This window comes from Caballeronia sp. LjRoot31, assembly GCF_964253885.1.
In the GTDB taxonomy this organism is placed as follows: Bacteria; Pseudomonadota; Gammaproteobacteria; order Burkholderiales; family Burkholderiaceae; genus Caballeronia.
In genome coordinates this window covers 2,534,018-2,548,574 of sequence record NZ_CAXURX020000001.1, presented here as the reverse complement: position 1 = coordinate 2,548,574, position 14,557 = coordinate 2,534,018, and the positions used below count along the sequence as shown (strand labels likewise).

The 14,557-nt window shown below is 61.3% G+C and carries 13 protein-coding genes and 1 pseudogene; 11 read left to right on the top strand and 3 right to left on the bottom strand.

What is annotated here, in order from left to right; genetic code table 11:
- Nucleotides 1-12: 12 nt before the first annotated feature.
- From ACSQ8V_RS11220 to ACSQ8V_RS11210, 3 genes are all read left to right on the top strand, one after another.
- The gene (locus tag ACSQ8V_RS11220) at nt 13-1,479 is read left to right on the top strand and encodes an alkaline phosphatase family protein (RefSeq protein ID WP_436205762.1); all 1,467 of its coding nucleotides are present in this window, start codon (nt 13-15) and stop codon (nt 1,477-1,479) included.
- A gap of 414 nt (nt 1,480-1,893) precedes the next feature.
- The gene (locus ACSQ8V_RS11215) at nt 1,894-2,904 is read left to right on the top strand and encodes a zinc-dependent alcohol dehydrogenase family protein (RefSeq protein ID WP_436205761.1); all 1,011 of its coding nucleotides are present in this window, start codon (nt 1,894-1,896) and stop codon (nt 2,902-2,904) included.
- 17 nt (nt 2,905-2,921) lie between these two features.
- Nucleotides 2,922-3,893 (top strand): D-2-hydroxyacid dehydrogenase family protein, encoded by a 972-nt coding sequence (locus ACSQ8V_RS11210; protein ID WP_436205760.1) that lies wholly within the window; start codon nt 2,922-2,924, stop codon nt 3,891-3,893.
- A 30-nt stretch (nt 3,894-3,923) separates the two neighbouring features.
- On the opposite strand, the pseudogene ACSQ8V_RS11205 reads toward ACSQ8V_RS11210, so the two are convergent.
- Nucleotides 3,924-4,022, bottom strand: a pseudogene (locus tag ACSQ8V_RS11205) (IS6 family transposase); the annotation flags it as partial.
- 684 nt (nt 4,023-4,706) lie between these two features.
- Here ACSQ8V_RS11205 and ACSQ8V_RS11200 point away from each other — a divergent pair.
- Genes ACSQ8V_RS11200 through ACSQ8V_RS11175 form a run of 6 tightly spaced genes read left to right on the top strand, consistent with a single transcriptional unit; the run spans nt 4,707 to nt 9,103 of the window.
- A complete protein-coding gene (locus tag ACSQ8V_RS11200) occupies nt 4,707-5,039 on the top strand; it encodes an ArsR/SmtB family transcription factor (protein ID WP_213761596.1) in 333 nt (110 codons plus the stop codon).
- Nucleotides 5,036-5,494: an ArsI/CadI family heavy metal resistance metalloenzyme gene (locus ACSQ8V_RS11195; protein WP_213761595.1), complete on the top strand. Its 459-nt coding sequence runs from the start codon at nt 5,036-5,038 to the stop codon at nt 5,492-5,494. Before ACSQ8V_RS11200 ends, ACSQ8V_RS11195 begins: the two co-directional genes overlap by 4 nt.
- Nucleotides 5,491-6,012, top strand: coding sequence for an arsenate reductase ArsC (locus ACSQ8V_RS11190; protein ID WP_436205759.1), 522 nt, complete (start codon nt 5,491-5,493; stop codon nt 6,010-6,012). The genes ACSQ8V_RS11195 and ACSQ8V_RS11190 overlap by 4 nt, the downstream gene beginning before the upstream one ends.
- Nucleotides 5,999-7,066 carry an ACR3 family arsenite efflux transporter gene (gene arsB, locus ACSQ8V_RS11185; RefSeq protein ID WP_436205758.1) on the top strand — a complete coding sequence of 356 codons (1,068 nt, stop codon included), beginning with the start codon at nt 5,999-6,001 and terminating at the stop codon, nt 7,064-7,066. Before ACSQ8V_RS11190 ends, arsB begins: the two co-directional genes overlap by 14 nt.
- Before the next feature lie 42 nt (nt 7,067-7,108).
- Nucleotides 7,109-7,822, top strand: a complete 714-nt coding sequence (locus ACSQ8V_RS11180; RefSeq protein ID WP_436205757.1) for a hypothetical protein — start codon at nt 7,109-7,111, stop codon at nt 7,820-7,822.
- 6 nt (nt 7,823-7,828) lie between these two features.
- Nucleotides 7,829-9,103, top strand: coding sequence for an MFS transporter (locus ACSQ8V_RS11175; protein WP_436205756.1), 1,275 nt, complete (start codon nt 7,829-7,831; stop codon nt 9,101-9,103).
- Nucleotides 9,104-9,402: 299 nt separating this feature from the next.
- Here ACSQ8V_RS11175 and ACSQ8V_RS11170 read toward each other — a convergent pair whose 3' ends face one another.
- On the bottom strand, nt 9,403-10,497 hold the full coding sequence (locus tag ACSQ8V_RS11170; protein WP_436205755.1) for a CaiB/BaiF CoA transferase family protein: 1,095 nt from the start codon (nt 10,495-10,497) through the stop codon (nt 9,403-9,405).
- Nucleotides 10,498-10,510: 13 nt separating this feature from the next.
- Nucleotides 10,511-11,851 (bottom strand): MFS transporter, encoded by a 1,341-nt coding sequence (locus ACSQ8V_RS11165; protein ID WP_213761589.1) that lies wholly within the window; start codon nt 11,849-11,851, stop codon nt 10,511-10,513.
- Between the two features lie 323 nt (nt 11,852-12,174).
- Here ACSQ8V_RS11165 and ACSQ8V_RS11160 point away from each other — a divergent pair, with 323 nt between their 5' ends.
- Both ACSQ8V_RS11160 and ACSQ8V_RS11155 read left to right on the top strand, forming a co-directional pair.
- On the top strand, nt 12,175-13,497 hold the full coding sequence (locus ACSQ8V_RS11160) for a Rieske 2Fe-2S domain-containing protein (RefSeq protein WP_436205754.1): 1,323 nt from the start codon (nt 12,175-12,177) through the stop codon (nt 13,495-13,497).
- Nucleotides 13,498-13,531: 34 nt separating this feature from the next.
- On the top strand, nt 13,532-14,494 hold the full coding sequence (locus ACSQ8V_RS11155; protein ID WP_436205753.1) for a PDR/VanB family oxidoreductase: 963 nt from the start codon (nt 13,532-13,534) through the stop codon (nt 14,492-14,494).
- Nucleotides 14,495-14,557: the final 63 nt, after the last annotated feature.

Sequence of the window (14,557 nt, the reverse complement as noted above, 5' to 3'; positions counted from 1 at the left end):
AAGGAGACGGCCATGGCGAACAAGCTTGAAAAAATCGACCATATTGTGTATTTGATGCTGGAAAACCGGTCCTTCGACCAGATGCTCGGTCTCCTCTACCGCGACACCGGAAACCGTTCTCCGCTCGGCCACGCGTTCGACGGCCTCACCGGCAAGGAATCGAATCCCGACGACACGGGCCACGAGATCGAGGTCTACAGCATCCAGGCGAGCGATCCGCATCCGTACCTCATGCCGGGCGCCGATCCCGGCGAAGGTTTCTACAACACGAACTACCAGTTGTTCTCAACCGACGATCCCGCCCCGGGCGCCGTCCCGGACAACCGCGGTTTTGTGCTGAACTTCAAGTCGGCGATCGCCTCGGATCTCGCGAAGCACTACAAGGACTCGCTGTCCGGTACCGAGCCATCACAGATCATGGGCATGTACACGCCTGAACTGCTGCCGGTGCTCTCGGGGCTCGCGCGCGGTTACGCCGTGTGCGATGCATGGTTCGCGTCGGTGCCCACGATGACCATGCCGAACCGCGCGTTCGCGCTCGCGGGCACGTCGCAAGGCCATCTAGACGATCACGTCAAGATATTCACGTGCCCGAGCATCTTCGGCCGCCTGTCGGACCTCGACGACGCGAAGGTCGACTGGGCGATCTTCGGCTACAACCGGGATCCGCTCACGCGTCATGATTTCCCCGATGTGCAGCACGCCGACGAGTCGCACTTCGGCCACTTCCGCGATTTCCAGGCGCTCGCCGCGAGTGGAAAGCTGCCCGCGTTCACGTTTCTCGAGCCAAGCTGGGACGCGACCGGCAACAGCCAGCATCCGAACTATGACGTTGCGGCAGGCGAACAGCTTATCCACGACACCTATTACGCCCTGCGCAACGGTCGCGGCTGGCACTCGACGCTGCTCGTCATCACCTACGACGAGCACGGCGGCAACTATGATCATGTCGCGCCGCCGTCGAACGCGACGCCGCCCGGCGACGGCACGGTCGGCGAATACAGCTTCGACTTCACGCGCTTCGGCCTGCGCGTGCCAGCCGTGCTCGTCTCGCCGCTGATCGAGGCGGGCACTGTGTTCCGCGCACCGAAGGGACAAACGATCGATCACACGTCGGTGCTGAAGACGCTTCACGAGCGTTGGGGCACGAAACCACTGACGAAACGCGATGCGGCTGCGCCGTCGCTTGGTGACGTACTCAAGCTCGACAAGCCACGCGATGACGATCCGCTCGCGAACGTCGCCGTGCCTGTGTCGAGCCTGCATCACCAGGACGCCTCGACACCTTCGCGGCTCGACCGCCTGCAGGCGGCCCGCGTCGCCGCGCTGCCGGTCCGCAACGAGAAAGGCCATTACGAGGTGGAGCCGGACCCGCTGCCATCTTCGACCGCCGAACTCACGAACTTCATTCGCGACCGCTCGGCCGCGTGGAGTCAGCATATCCAGCGCCAGCGCAGCCGGCGCGGCGGCAAGCACTGAACGGAACGACATATTTTAAACATAAGCAAAACTAATTATATAGATCCTCGTTAATGCCGCGATCCTTCCCGCGACAAGACCATCACGCTCCCGGCGAGAATTTTTATGTATAAGTAAGCATTGCATATTATATTACCGTTGCTAAACCCAACATCCTTACTACGACAGAACCTTGTCCGCCCGACCCTGACTGAGGGCCGGTGTGCTTCCGTCGACAAAGCCGCATAGGCACCGATATCACGCCCAGTTATTTGTAGGGCTCTAGTAATAGCGCGAGGGCGCTTGCGCGGCCGGCCGGGCTTCGGCAAGCAGCCTCGCAAAGATCCCATTAGACTGACCACTCGCGCAACGACCGGACGCCGCCGTTCTCCTTCGAGGGGCCCGCGTCGCGCGATTTCGCATGGGAGTCATTCGATGAAAGTGTATCGCTTCGATCAAGCCGGCAGTCTCGACCATCTGACGCTTCATGAGGAACCCACGCCCGAGCCTCAGCGTGGCGAAGTGCTGATCCGGGTGCGCGCGTCGTCGCTCAATTATCGCGACATCGCAATGGTCCACGGCAGCTACCTGCGCGCGCAGCAGGCCGGCCTGATTCCGCTCAGCGACGCCGCCGGCGAGATCGTCGCCGTGGGTACGAACGTGATCGACTTCAAGGTCGGCGACCGGGTCATCAATACATTTCATCCGCGCTGGTACGGCGGCAATCCGCCGCCTACACTCGGCACGGAGAGCTACGGCTCGCATCGCGATGGCTGGCTGACCGAATACAAGGTCGTCAGCCAGGAAGCGGTCGTGGCGGCTCCGCCGGGCCTGTCGTTCGAAGAAGCGGCAACGCTGCCTTGCGCGGCGCTGACCGCATGGACATCGCTATCCGGATTGCGGCCGCTGCGCCCCGGACAAACGGTCTTGACGCAGGGCAGCGGCGGCGTTTCCGTATTCGCGGTCCAGCTTGCCAAACTGCTCGGCGCGCGCGTGATTGCTACGACTTCTTCCGCCCACAAGGCGGCGCGGCTCAAGGCGCTCGGCGCCGATGAAGTCATCAATTACATCGAGACGCCCGCATGGGGCGACCGGGTCCGCGAGCTCACCGATGGACGTGGCGTCGATCGGGTGCTTGAGGTGGGGGGCGAGGGCACGCTCCAACAGTCGATCAAGGCCGTGGCCAGCCGCGGCGAAGTCGCGCTGATCGGCTTTCTTGCCTCTGGCCATTCCGGCGTCGATTTCAACGACCTGTTTCGCAGTGGCGGCGTTTTCTACCGGATCTCGGTCGGCGACCGCTCGGGGCTGCTGGACCTGGTGCGTGCCGTTACGTCGTCCGGCCTGAAGCCGGTCATCGACAGCTTGTTCCCGTTCGAGCGTGCCCTTGATGCGTGGCGCCACTTCGATGACCGTGCCTTCTTCGGCAAGGTCGTCATCTCTCACTGACGACAGGAACCAGATACATGTCACATTCCGCTGTAGCGAGCATTGCGGTGCTCGACGACTATCAGCAGACGGCCCGCCCTCTCGCTGACTGGGCCAGTCTCGCGCCTCGGGCGCAGCCCGTTTTCTTTCATGACCATGTCGCCGATCCGGATTCGCTCGCCGCGCGCCTCGCGCCATTCGACGCAGTCGTGCTAATGCGCGAGCGCACCCGCCTGGACGCCGCACTGCTCGCGCGTCTCCCACGGCTCAAGCTGATCGTCACCGTCGGCATGTGGAACGCGGCGATCGACCTGCACGCCGCGCGCAGGCAGCAGATTGTCGTATCGGGTACTACCGGCGGCGACGCTGCGGCCACCCCGGCGCTTACGTGGGCGTTGATCCTTGCCATCACGCGCAACGTGCATGCAGAAGCCGCCTCGGTGCGCGCTGGCGGCTGGCAGGTTGGCCTCGGCGTGGACGTGAACGGCAAGACGCTCGGTTTGCTGGGACTTGGCCGTATCGGGCAGGCGGTGGCGCGCCTGGGTCAGGCATTCGGGATGCGCACAATTGCCTGGAGCCAGAACCTGACGGCCGAGCGGGCCGCCGAACATGGCGTTGAACGTGTCGACAAAGATCAGTTATTTCGCGACGCGGATGTGCTCTCCGTTCACCTGAAACTCGGCGAGCGCACCTGCGGGTTGGTCGGCGAGCGCGAACTGGCGTTGATGAAGGCGAGCGCGTATCTGGTCAACACTTCGCGTGGGCCGATCGTCTCCGAAGCGGCGCTGATTGAAGCATTGCAGGCACGGCGCATTGCCGGCGCGGCACTCGACGTGTTCGACGAAGAACCGCTGGCGCCTGGACATCCGTACCGGTTTCTGCCCAACGTGCTGGCGACGCCGCATATTGGGTACGTCACCGAAAACACTTACCGCACCGCCTATCCGCAGATTGTGGAAGCGATCCGGGCGTGGCTTGACGGTGCGCCGGTCCGTGAATTGCCGCTCTGAATCTTATGGATGTGATGTGGCCCCGCACCGAGCCGCGTGCAGGGCCGCATAGCCATCGAGCATGATGGTTTTCGGTGGTTGCCCGCGATGCATGATCGCCTTCTTGAAGGATGTTTTTTCTGCTGCGACGGTATGCGCAGGGAACGGCCCGGGCCATCCGGCAGGAAGGTAAGGCTTCGGCCCTGTTTTGGCGTTGCGAACGCCAATTCCGACTTCGGTTCGACGTATCCGGCATGACTTTGCCCATGAAACGGGTATACGCAAAAACGCTGGATATAACAGGAACATCTCGGACCGCAAAAGACAAAAAAACCCCGTAATCACAAGGATTTACGGGGTTTTCCGGACTTCTTCGGATTGCTCCGAACTTGAATCCTGGTGTCCAAGAGAGGACTCGAAATACGTCATTAACTGTTGAATGGCAGTTCGCACGGTAACGCCCTCCATGAACGAGGGGGTACAAACGTCGAGGCTTTGGTTCCCGCGTAGATTTCCTGGTTCGCCTCGTTGAAGTACCTTGCTTGGGTTTGAGCGCGCTCGCCGCAGGTACGGGTGAGCTCGAATGTGTCGACCGTGAGGCCTTCATCCTGACTTGCCAGGGCCTGCCCACACTACCCTCGGGAAATAAGGCGTGCCCAGCCGACGCAATGATGGCGATGCAAAGGAAGGAAAGTGTGAAAGAGCACCAACCGCCAGCGCGAGCAGCGCAATCGCTTCGCCCACCAGGCCTCGTTGACGTACGCGGCACGGTTCAGTCGGATCCATATTTCGATAATACTTGAAATATGGAATAGATCGATCTATGCTACGGCCATGGACTCGAACCTCGTCGTACGCGCCTTGAGCGCTCTTGCACACGAATCGCGACTCGCGATTTTCCGAACGCTCGTAGTCGCCGGCCCCGACGGGATACCGGCAGGCGAGATTGCGCAACAACTCAGCCTCGCGCCTTCAAGTCTGTCCTTTCATCTCAAGGATCTGTCACACGCAGACCTCGTGAAAGCTCGGCAGGAAGGGCGCTTTATCTACTATTCGGCCAATTTCGACGCAATGAACGGCCTCGTGGGTTTTCTCACCGAGAACTGCTGTGCCGGCGCGGCATGCGCAGCGAGCAGTCCTCCCGCTTGCTGCGGAGATGAATCATGAAACGGATGCACATCCACGTGTCTGTTCAAAGCCTTAGTGAGAGCATCCGCTTCTATAGCGCGATGTTTGGCAACGTTGAGCCGAGCGTACTCAAAGACGACTATTGCAAATGGGAGCTGAAGGACCCAGCGGTCAACTTCGCCATTTCGCAGCGCGGCGCAAAACCCGGTGTCGACCATGTCGGAATCCAGGTCGAGACCGATGAGGAACTGGCAGAGATGAACGCTCGCTTCGCCGCCGCGGACCTGCCCGTGCAAGAGCAGACGGGCGCGACCTGCTGCTACGCGAAGTCGAACAAGGCTTGGACCGTCGACCCACAAGGGGTGGCATGGGAAACCTTCAGGACACTCGCAGCCGCGCCCACCTACGGCGAGTCAAGAAATGAACCCCATCATTCGTCGGATGCCTGTTGCACCCCGACTGCGTCCACCATCGAATTCCGGAATCGCGGATGACCGACAGACAGTACTCAATTCTCGTCCTGTGCACAGGTAACAGCTCGCGCAGCATTATGGCTGAAGCTCTTTTCAACACACTGGGCAAGGGGCGTTTCCGGGCGTATAGCGCAGGGAGCGATCCCAGTGGAACGGTTAACCCTTTTGCCATAGAGCGCTGCGAGTCGCTCGGCTACGACGTGGCACAACTTCGCAGCAAGAGCTGGGACGAATTTGCCACGCCTGACGCGCCGCATATGGATTTCGTCATTACCGTGTGCGATCAGGCCGCCGGCGAAATCTGCCCAATCTGGCCAGGCAGACCGATGACCGCGCATTGGGGTTTTGAGGACCCGGCTGCGTTCGAGGGCACAGATGAAGAAAAGCGCCAGGTGTTCAGCAAGGTCTACCGGCAAATAGCTGGCCGGGTGAGCCAGTTCGTGAACTTGCCCCTGCACGTATTGGACAGCAACGCCATTCAGCGCGAGTTGCGCGCGATCGGTGAACGGCCCGCCGAGGGACCCAATGAGCAGCACTGAACATACCGGTGCTGCATTGAGACCCGCTATCGGATTTTTCGAGCGCTACCTGACGGTGTGGGTGGCGTTGTGTATCGTCAGCGGCATTGTGCTCGGCCAACTATTGCCGGGCGCGTTTCAAGCCATCGGCCGCATGGAGGTTGCCCACGTTAACCTGCCGGTGGCGGTGCTGATCTGGATCATGATTATCCCCATGCTCGTGAAAATCGACTTTGCGGCCATGACTCAGGTGAAAAGCCAATGGCGTGGCATCGGGGTGACGTTATTCGTCAACTGGTTCGTCAAACCGTTTTCGATGGCCCTTCTCGGTTGGATCTTCATCCGCCACGTGTTCGCGCCGTGGCTGCCGGCGAACCAGCTCGACAGTTATATCGCTGGCCTGATCCTGCTGGCAGCCGCGCCTTGTACCGCGATGGTGTTTGTCTGGTCGCAACTGTGCAAGGGCGACCCGTATTTCACGCTGTCACAAGTGGCCCTGAACGACTCCATCATGATCGTGGCTTTTGCACCGCTCGTCGCGCTTCTGCTGGGGCTATCGGCCATTACAGTGCCGTGGGATACGCTCATTGCCTCAGTCGGCCTCTATATCATCGTGCCGGTCATTCTCGCGCAGATGATCCGACGTTCGTTGCTTGCGAAGGGCTCGGCTCATTTCGGGCGTGTCGTGGCAAAGCTCGGTCCCTATTCAATTTCCGCACTGCTCGCCACGCTGGTGCTCCTGTTCGCTTTTCAGGGAGAGGCCATTGTTCACGAGCCACTGGTCATCGCCATGCTGGCCGTGCCTATCCTGATCCAGGTCTTCTTTAATTCGAGCTTGGCGTACCTGCTCAATCGCAGGCTGGGTGTCGCTCACTGCGTAGCCGGACCGTCAAGCCTGATTGGCGCAAGCAATTTCTTCGAGCTGGCCGTGGCCACCGCGATCAGCCTCTTCGGATTCCACTCGGGCGCGGCGCTGGCTACCGTGGTCGGCGTGCTCATCGAGGTGCCGGTCATGTTGCTGGTGGTCGGCGTCGTCAATCGCTCGCAACGCTGGTATGAAGGCAAGACAGCCTGATCAAGCGCTTCGCGAGCAAGAGGCATGACTGGGAGGTAGATCATGGCAAATGCCGAGAGCAATACCTGTTCGCTGTTGTCTGGTTCGGGCGAATTGCACCGCAACTCGATGCGAGCCTTCATTGCGCTGCGGTTGGGCGCCCCCCGGGTCTCCGACGACATGAGAAATCTGGACATCAGTGGACCGAATGCGCCGAGTCGTTTGCCAGCGTCCAGTGCCTCCGCCTCGACGTTGGCTGATGCGCTCTCTCGAGCGCTTGGCCGAGAGTCCGGGCAGCAAGCGGAATCTATGGTTTTGACTGCTACTCGGAGGGAACATCAGAGCATGATGCGCTTCGTCCTTGGCGGCACGACGGCCGCCGCAGTGTTGCTGCTGGACGTGCCAGTGCTATTTCGGATTCCGCGTTGCGACTGGGAAACACCGCTCCTACGAACCCGCAATCGCTTCTCTGACGACGGCATCAAGCTCTATGCAGTGTTGATGAACGACAGCAGTGAACGCAGTTTTTCAGGTGCATTGCGCCGCGTGCGCCATCTCTATCAGGGAAAACAGTTCACCCGGTTTTGTGACATGAACGGCATCGGGCTTCTAACCAATGACGAGACGCCGGACGCTCGAACGGTTGGCAAGACTCAAGATGGCTTGGCCTCGTCAATAGCGTCGGCGTTAATGTCCGCACGTCACTTCTGCTGCGGAGCTTTCCGCATCGGCCAAGCAGACTCCGCGACGGATATCCATCGCGCTCTATCCCTTTGAGGTCGCATGTCGAGCCTACCCGCTGACCACCGAAGCGAAAACGCAGACCCCGGCGGTCACCGCGCGACTTGGGCGCTCGCCATCGCGCAGCTCGTGTCATGGGGATCGGTCTATTACGCGTTTTCCCTCTTCGTGGTCCCAATGGAGCGGGCGATGGGATGGAGCCGCACGGACACCAATGCGGCCTTATCGCTCGGCCTCCTTGTCTCCGGATTCGCGGCTTATCCGATCGGCATATGGATCGACCACGGCCACGGCAGGAAAATCATGATGGCGGGTTCCATCCTGTCGACAGCCATGCTGCTGTTGTGGTCGCAAGCTCATGCGCTGCCTACGCTGTTTGTTGTTTGGGTCGGCCTGGGTGTGTCGATGGCGGCCACGCTGTACGATCCGGTGTTCGCCGTAGTGACGCGCGATTACCCCGGTAGCTTCCGTACAAAAATAACGCTCATCACGCTGGTCGCCGGGTTCGCCAGCACGGTCTTTATCCCACTGACGCAAGGCTTCGTAGACTGGTTCGGATGGCGAGCCGCACTGATTTTCCTCGCTGCGGTGAACATCGCGATCAGTCTGCCCATTCACGCGACCGCGATCAAACGGAACGACGCGACCGGTGTAACGGCCGGCCACAGGGCACGGTTGAAGACTGCGAACATGACTTCGACGCAACGCGCGCTGCGCACGCCGACGTTTTGGGCGTTGGCCGTGTGCTTCACTGCGTACTACGCCACGTTCGCGGCGCTGACGTTCCACCTGGTGCCGCTCATGGTCGCGCGCAAGGTCCCAGCGGGTTGGCTGTTGACCACCATGGCAATCATCGGTCCCGCTCAGGTGGCCGCGCGTGCGCTTTGGTTTTCTACCGGTCGCAACGTGCGGCCAGCGCTGATCGGCCTGATCGTCACAGCAGCGTTTCCGGTTTCCGTTCTCGTGCTGTTGTACGCGGGAACCTCACCTTACTTGTTGATGCTGTTCGGTCTCGTGTACGGAGGGGCGAATGGAATGATGACAATCCTGCGTGGAACGATTGTGCAGGATGTGATGTGGACCGAGGGCTATGGGGCCATCAGCGGTTTGCTCTCCGCTCCGTCGAACATCGCCAAAGGCATTGCGCCCATTTCGGCTGCCGCGCTTTGGACCATTCAGCGAGACTATGCGTTAGTCGAGTGGGTAATTCTAGGAGTTTCGCTTGTATCGACCGCCGCGTTTCTAGTCGCGATGCGATTCGCCCCCCGTCAGTGCGCCCTCGACCACCGTGCCGCGGCCGGCGTAATGCGGAAGTGACGTTTCAGAAGAATGACCAGCGACGATGACCTTCCGCGACCGTCACGAGAGCATGCGTCCGATGGATGTCTGCCACCCGGGTTTGTCACGAACTGCGTCGGTATTTTTGCACTCGGCTGGCGCAGATTTCACTTTCTTTGGTGTCCGATATCCATATTGTCGGCAATCACCGAAGGTAATAGCGCAGCGCCGCGACGAGTGACTGGCTTACCTCGAATATGTCTCAATGGCCAAGCCAGTACGATGCACAAGACCGGTAAGAGCGGGTGATTCGGCGAATGAAAGTTGTGCCTGAGCTTTCAATGCCTCGATGGATCATCTCGCCATCCGCCGAGCACGGCATCGGCGCTACTGACCTTGGACGTTCCCGCCGTAAACGCCGGCGTCCGGCTCAAACGTGGCGCCGGCGCCGGTTGCAGCCTATCGCCGTGGACGCTATAGGTTCGACGCGCGACCATGTGCTCGTGCATTGCGGCTTCGTGCAAGCCGAGCACCGGGCTCACGCACGCATCGGAATCCCGGAAATGCGCGGCCCACACGTCGCGAGTGCGGCTCGCGAAGCGCTCTGCGAGCGCAGTGCGAATCGCGGGCCAGCCCGCTTTGTCGGCGCGTGGCGGCAGACTGTCGGGTGCGACATCGAGCCCCACGAGCAACGCTTGCCAGAACGGCTCTTCGAGCGCGCCGACTGCGACGTAACGATCATCCATTGTCCGGTACGTGCTGTACCACGGGGCGCCGCCGTCGAGTGAATTGGTGCCGCGCGCGTCATTCCATTCGCCTTGCGCGTGCAGGCGGCAGAAGAGGGACATCAGCATGGCGGTACCGTCGACCATCGCCGAGTCGATGATCTGGCCCTGGCCGCTGTCGCGCGCTTCCCACAGCGCGCAGAGCGCGCCAAACGCGAGGAACATCGCGCCCCCGCCGTAATCGCCGATGAGGTTCAGCGGCGGCACCGGTGCGCCGTTCGTGGGGCCGATCGCATTGAGCGCGCCGGTGAGTGCGATGTAGTTGATGTCGTGCCCTGCTGTGCCCGAGAGCGGCCCCGTCTGGCCCCAGCCGGTCATGCGGCCGTACACCAGGCGCGGATTGTGCGCGAGGCAGACGTCCGGGCCGAGCCCGATCTTTTCCATGACGCCGGGACGACTGCCTTCCAGCACCATGTCCGCGTGTGCCACGAGTTCTAGCGCGGTGTCGCGATCGCCCGGATCTTTGAGGTCGAGCGGTACGACCCGGCGCCCGCGTTGCATGAAATTGCTGGGATCGACGTGGGCGCGCGCACGTGCGACTTGCACGACGTCGGCACCCATGTCGGCTAGCAGCATGGTGCAGAACGGCACGGGGCCAAGCGCGCTGAACTCGATGACACGCACGCCTGATAGTGGACCTTGTTTCATCGCGACTCCTGTCTCACGCATGAGCGGCCATACGCCGGCCCGCGAAGAATACGCAAACAGACGATATGACAAAGAAGGCCGCCACCACGATCATGCCCGCGGCAAGGCTGTGCGCCTGCTGCTGCACACGGCCTACCATCATCGGCACGAGCCAGCCGCCAAAGATCGCGCCGCAAGAACTGATGATCGCGATCACCGCGGGTTTGGCCTTCGCAGGAAGATAGGTTTGGGGAATCGACCAGAAGATCGCCAGCGACGCATATACGCCGATGTTGGCAAGCATGAAGCCCACGAGCGCGACGGCAAGCGTTGTCGATAATGCGACGATCGTATAGCCGGCCGCTGCGATCAGCATGCAGGCGACCGTGTGCAGCACCCGTTCCTTGCGGCGATCCGAGCGCCGCGACAGGAACGTCATGCCGACGATGCCCGCGAGCGGAGGCAACGCGGTAACGAAGCCGATGACGCCGAGCGGCACGCCAGTGTGATGCAGGATCTGAGGCAGCCACGCGCCGACTGTCGCGTTACCCGAAAAGATGCCGACATACCCGAGCGTCAGCACCCACATCTCGGGGCGGCGCAGCAGCGTCATGACGCCCGATGGCATGCCGTGGGCAGACGACGCGTCGCCGCTTTCGAGCTGTTCGGCGAGCCACTTCTTTTCATCGTTCGAGAGCCACTTTGCCTGATGCGGCCGGTCGGTCAGGTAGAAAGCGCCGAAAATCCCGAGCGCCACGGCGGGTAGACCTTCGAGCACAAACAGCCACTTCCAGCCCGGCACGCCCCATACGCCATCGAGCTGCATGATCGCGCCGGACACGAGCGACGAGACCACGTACGCGGCCGGAATCGAGTAGGAGAACATTGCGTTGTAGCGCGCGCGGTGTTGCTGCGGAATCCAGTAGCTCAGGAAGAGGAACACACCAGGAGTCAATCCCGCTTCGGCGATGCCGAGCAGCGCGCGCACCGTATAAAAGCTGCCGGGGCCAGTGACGAACGCCATCGACATCGTCACGATGCCGAACAGCATCGCGATCCGCGTAAGCGTGATGCGCGCGCCGTACCTGGCGAGCGCGAGATTGCTGGGTACTTCGAATATCGAGTAGCCGAGAAACAGAATGCCCACACCGATGCCGTACATCTGCGGCGTAAGTCCCAGTTCCTTGTTCATTGAGAACGACGCGAAGCTGAGGTTGCCGCGGTCCAGTACCGATACAACATAAAGCGCAATCAGATACCACATCAACCGTCGCCCGACGCGCGACACCACCTGGGTGCCGTCGACTTCGGCGTCCGCCACGGCAGCTGGCCTCGGCGCGGAGGCCACGGCGGGGGACTGGGACGACACGCTCATACTGATCTCCTTTTGTTATTTGCCAAATTTGGAGGGACCAATTTGGTGGGCTCAATATAGAACCGTCTCGCACAATGTCAAAGCCCGGGAAATCCCTTAAAGAGTGTCCGGCCGGAGGGAGATTCGGTCTCGGTCGCTGAGATTAGATCAAAGAAAAGTACATAAAAACAAACAATTAAGGCTTGATACAAGGCTTGGTAAAAATTTTTTCGTCCGCCGCGTATCCGTTTGGTTATCTGCCGGTAACGTGAAATAATCAGTTGACCGCTCCAGGATTCTTTATATAATTGGTCCCACCAATTTTGCAATCAACGGAGACGGCCATGCTTTCACATGAAGACAATGAGACCTTGGTGCGCGTCGGCGCCGGAACACCGGCTGGCCAGTACATGCGCCTCAACTGGCTGCCGTTCCTGCCCTCGTCGGATCTGACGCTCGACGGCCAGCCGCAGCGCGTACGTCTGCTAGGCGAAGACTTGATCGCGTTCCGCGACAGCGAAGGCCGCGTCGGCCTCGTCGATCATGTGTGCCCACATCGCGGTGCGCCGCTGATTTTCGGCCGTAACGAGAACTGCGGGTTGCGCTGCGTCTATCACGGCTGGCAATTCGGCGTGGACGGCCACGTGATCGATACGCCGGCCGAACCCGCCGAGAGCCGGCTCAAGGAGAAGGTGCGCATCAAGAGTTATCCGTGCCGCGAGCGCAACGGCATCGTCTGGACATACATGGGCGAGGCCGGTGCGGACGTTTTGCCGCCGCTGCCGAATCTGGAATGGAATCTGGTGCCGTTGGAAAACGTGCACTTCAGCTTTCGCGTGCAGGAATGCAATTGGCTGCAGGCGGTGGAAGGCGAGATCGACTCCGCGCATGCGCCGATCCTGCACGGCCGCATCGATTCGCAAGGCTCGATCAACGACTGGACTGCCAAGCGCGATCTGCGTCCGGTGTTCGAATGCCAGCGGCGCGATTTCGGCATCAGCATCGCGTCGCGCCGCGTGCTCGACGACACCCATCACTACTGGCGCGTCAACCAGTTCCTGTTTCCGTTCTATACGCTGGTGCCGCCGCAATCGAAGTATCCGGAACTGAGCGGCCATGCATGGGTGCCAATAGACGACGAGAACACGCTGTGCCTGATGTTCTCGTACACGCCGGCCGCGCCGCTCTACGAGAAGACGCGACAACTATTCGAAGACGGCCATGCGGGACGCGAAACAGGCCACGCGAGTGCGCATGCGTTCGCGCCCCGGCCTGTCACGCAGCCATATGCGAAGTACTGGACCAAGTACAACCTCGAATCAGCGTTCATGTTCAATTACGACGCACAGACCAAGACGTGGTTCTCGGGCCTGCCAGGATTGTGGGTGCAGGACGCTGCTTGCCAGTCGGGCGTTGCGCCAATCTACGACCGCCGCCGCGAAAACCTTGGCATCAGCGATACCGGCGTGGCGATGACGCGGCGCCTGTTGCTCGAAAACGTACGCAAGCTCGCGTCGGAAGGCGTGTCGCCGCTGCGTCTCGACGATCCGGACCTGTGGATGGTGCGCGCGGTGTCGCTGACGCTGCCCGCGGGTGCGCAGTGGCAGACCGACGGTGCCGAACACATGCGCGCACGCCTGGGCGCCGACTTCGGCTATACGCCCTGACCCACACCGACAGCTAGCGAAATATAAAACCTTCATGTCCCAACACAACGCTGAGCGCATCGACGTCCGTCTCACGCAGATCCGTCTTGAAGCGGACGACGTAGCGTCCTATGAATTCCAGCCCATCGACACACCGGTCCTGCCGCCGTTCGAAGCCGGCGCACACATCGACCTGTATCTGCCCGAGAGCCGGGTGCGCAGCTATTCGCTCGTCAACGATCCGCATGAGCGGCATCGTTATGTGATCGCTGTGCAGCACGAGGTCGCGGGTCGCGGCGGGTCCACGTGGATGCATCGCTCGCCCCGGGTTGGCGACCGTTTCACCATCAGCATGCCGATGAATGATTTTCCGCTGTCCGAAGACGCGCGCGAATCGGTGTTCATCTGCGGCGGTATCGGCATCACGCCAGTCGTATCGATGATCCGGCGCCTCGAACGTACCGGCGGGCCGTGGCAACTGCACTATGCCGCTCGCGAGCGTTCGCGTGCAGCCTATGCCCGCGATCTCGCGCAGATCGGCGCCGCGGACTCGCGCATCACGATGCATCTGCAAAGCGAAGGCGGGCGGCTCGACGTGCGCCGCGTGGTCGAACGTGCGGCCGCCGATGCGCATCTGTATTGCTGCGGGCCGCGCGGCATGGTCGATGAATTCATCGCAGCGTGCGCGTCGCGGCCGCACGAGAAAGTGCACTTCGAACGCTTTGCGGCGGCCAGTGAATCGGCGACGGGCGGGGGCTTCGATGTGGTGCTCAAGAGCGACGGCAGGCGCATTCAGGTGGCGCCCGGCAAGACGATTCTTGACACGCTGCTCGATCACGGAGTCGACGTGCAGTACGCATGCTCGGCAGGAGTGTGCGGCACCTGCCGCACTGGTGTGATTGACGGCGTGCCGGACCATCGCGACGACTTCCTGACAGACGAGGAGAAGGCCGCGAACCGCGCGGTAATGGTGTGCTGCTCGGGATCGCTGTCGCCGACGCTGGTGCTCGATCTCTGATCTTTCGATCGAACGCAAACCACTGATTTACGTGCGCCTCGTGCGCATCGACCAAGGAAACGC

What these genes read in the sequence shown, in the direction of transcription:
- ACSQ8V_RS11200 (WP_213761596.1), top strand. Translation starts at nt 4,707, where the DNA reads ATGGACTCGAACCTCGTCGTACGCGCCTTGAGCGCTCTTGCACACGAA.
- ACSQ8V_RS11220 (WP_436205762.1), top strand. Translation starts at nt 13, where the DNA reads ATGGCGAACAAGCTTGAAAAAATCGACCATATTGTGTATTTGATGCTG.
- ACSQ8V_RS11165 (WP_213761589.1), bottom strand. Translation starts at nt 11,851, where the DNA reads ATGAGCGTGTCGTCCCAGTCCCCCGCCGTGGCCTCCGCGCCGAGGCCA.
- ACSQ8V_RS11190 (WP_436205759.1), top strand. Translation starts at nt 5,491, where the DNA reads ATGACCGACAGACAGTACTCAATTCTCGTCCTGTGCACAGGTAACAGC.
- ACSQ8V_RS11175 (WP_436205756.1), top strand. Translation starts at nt 7,829, where the DNA reads ATGTCGAGCCTACCCGCTGACCACCGAAGCGAAAACGCAGACCCCGGC.
- ACSQ8V_RS11180 (WP_436205757.1), top strand. Translation starts at nt 7,109, where the DNA reads ATGGCAAATGCCGAGAGCAATACCTGTTCGCTGTTGTCTGGTTCGGGC.
- ACSQ8V_RS11160 (WP_436205754.1), top strand. Translation starts at nt 12,175, where the DNA reads ATGCTTTCACATGAAGACAATGAGACCTTGGTGCGCGTCGGCGCCGGA.
- ACSQ8V_RS11195 (WP_213761595.1), top strand. Translation starts at nt 5,036, where the DNA reads ATGAAACGGATGCACATCCACGTGTCTGTTCAAAGCCTTAGTGAGAGC.
- ACSQ8V_RS11155 (WP_436205753.1), top strand. Translation starts at nt 13,532, where the DNA reads ATGTCCCAACACAACGCTGAGCGCATCGACGTCCGTCTCACGCAGATC.
- ACSQ8V_RS11210 (WP_436205760.1), top strand. Translation starts at nt 2,922, where the DNA reads ATGTCACATTCCGCTGTAGCGAGCATTGCGGTGCTCGACGACTATCAG.
- arsB (WP_436205758.1), top strand. Translation starts at nt 5,999, where the DNA reads ATGAGCAGCACTGAACATACCGGTGCTGCATTGAGACCCGCTATCGGA.
- ACSQ8V_RS11170 (WP_436205755.1), bottom strand. Translation starts at nt 10,497, where the DNA reads ATGAAACAAGGTCCACTATCAGGCGTGCGTGTCATCGAGTTCAGCGCG.
- ACSQ8V_RS11215 (WP_436205761.1), top strand. Translation starts at nt 1,894, where the DNA reads ATGAAAGTGTATCGCTTCGATCAAGCCGGCAGTCTCGACCATCTGACG.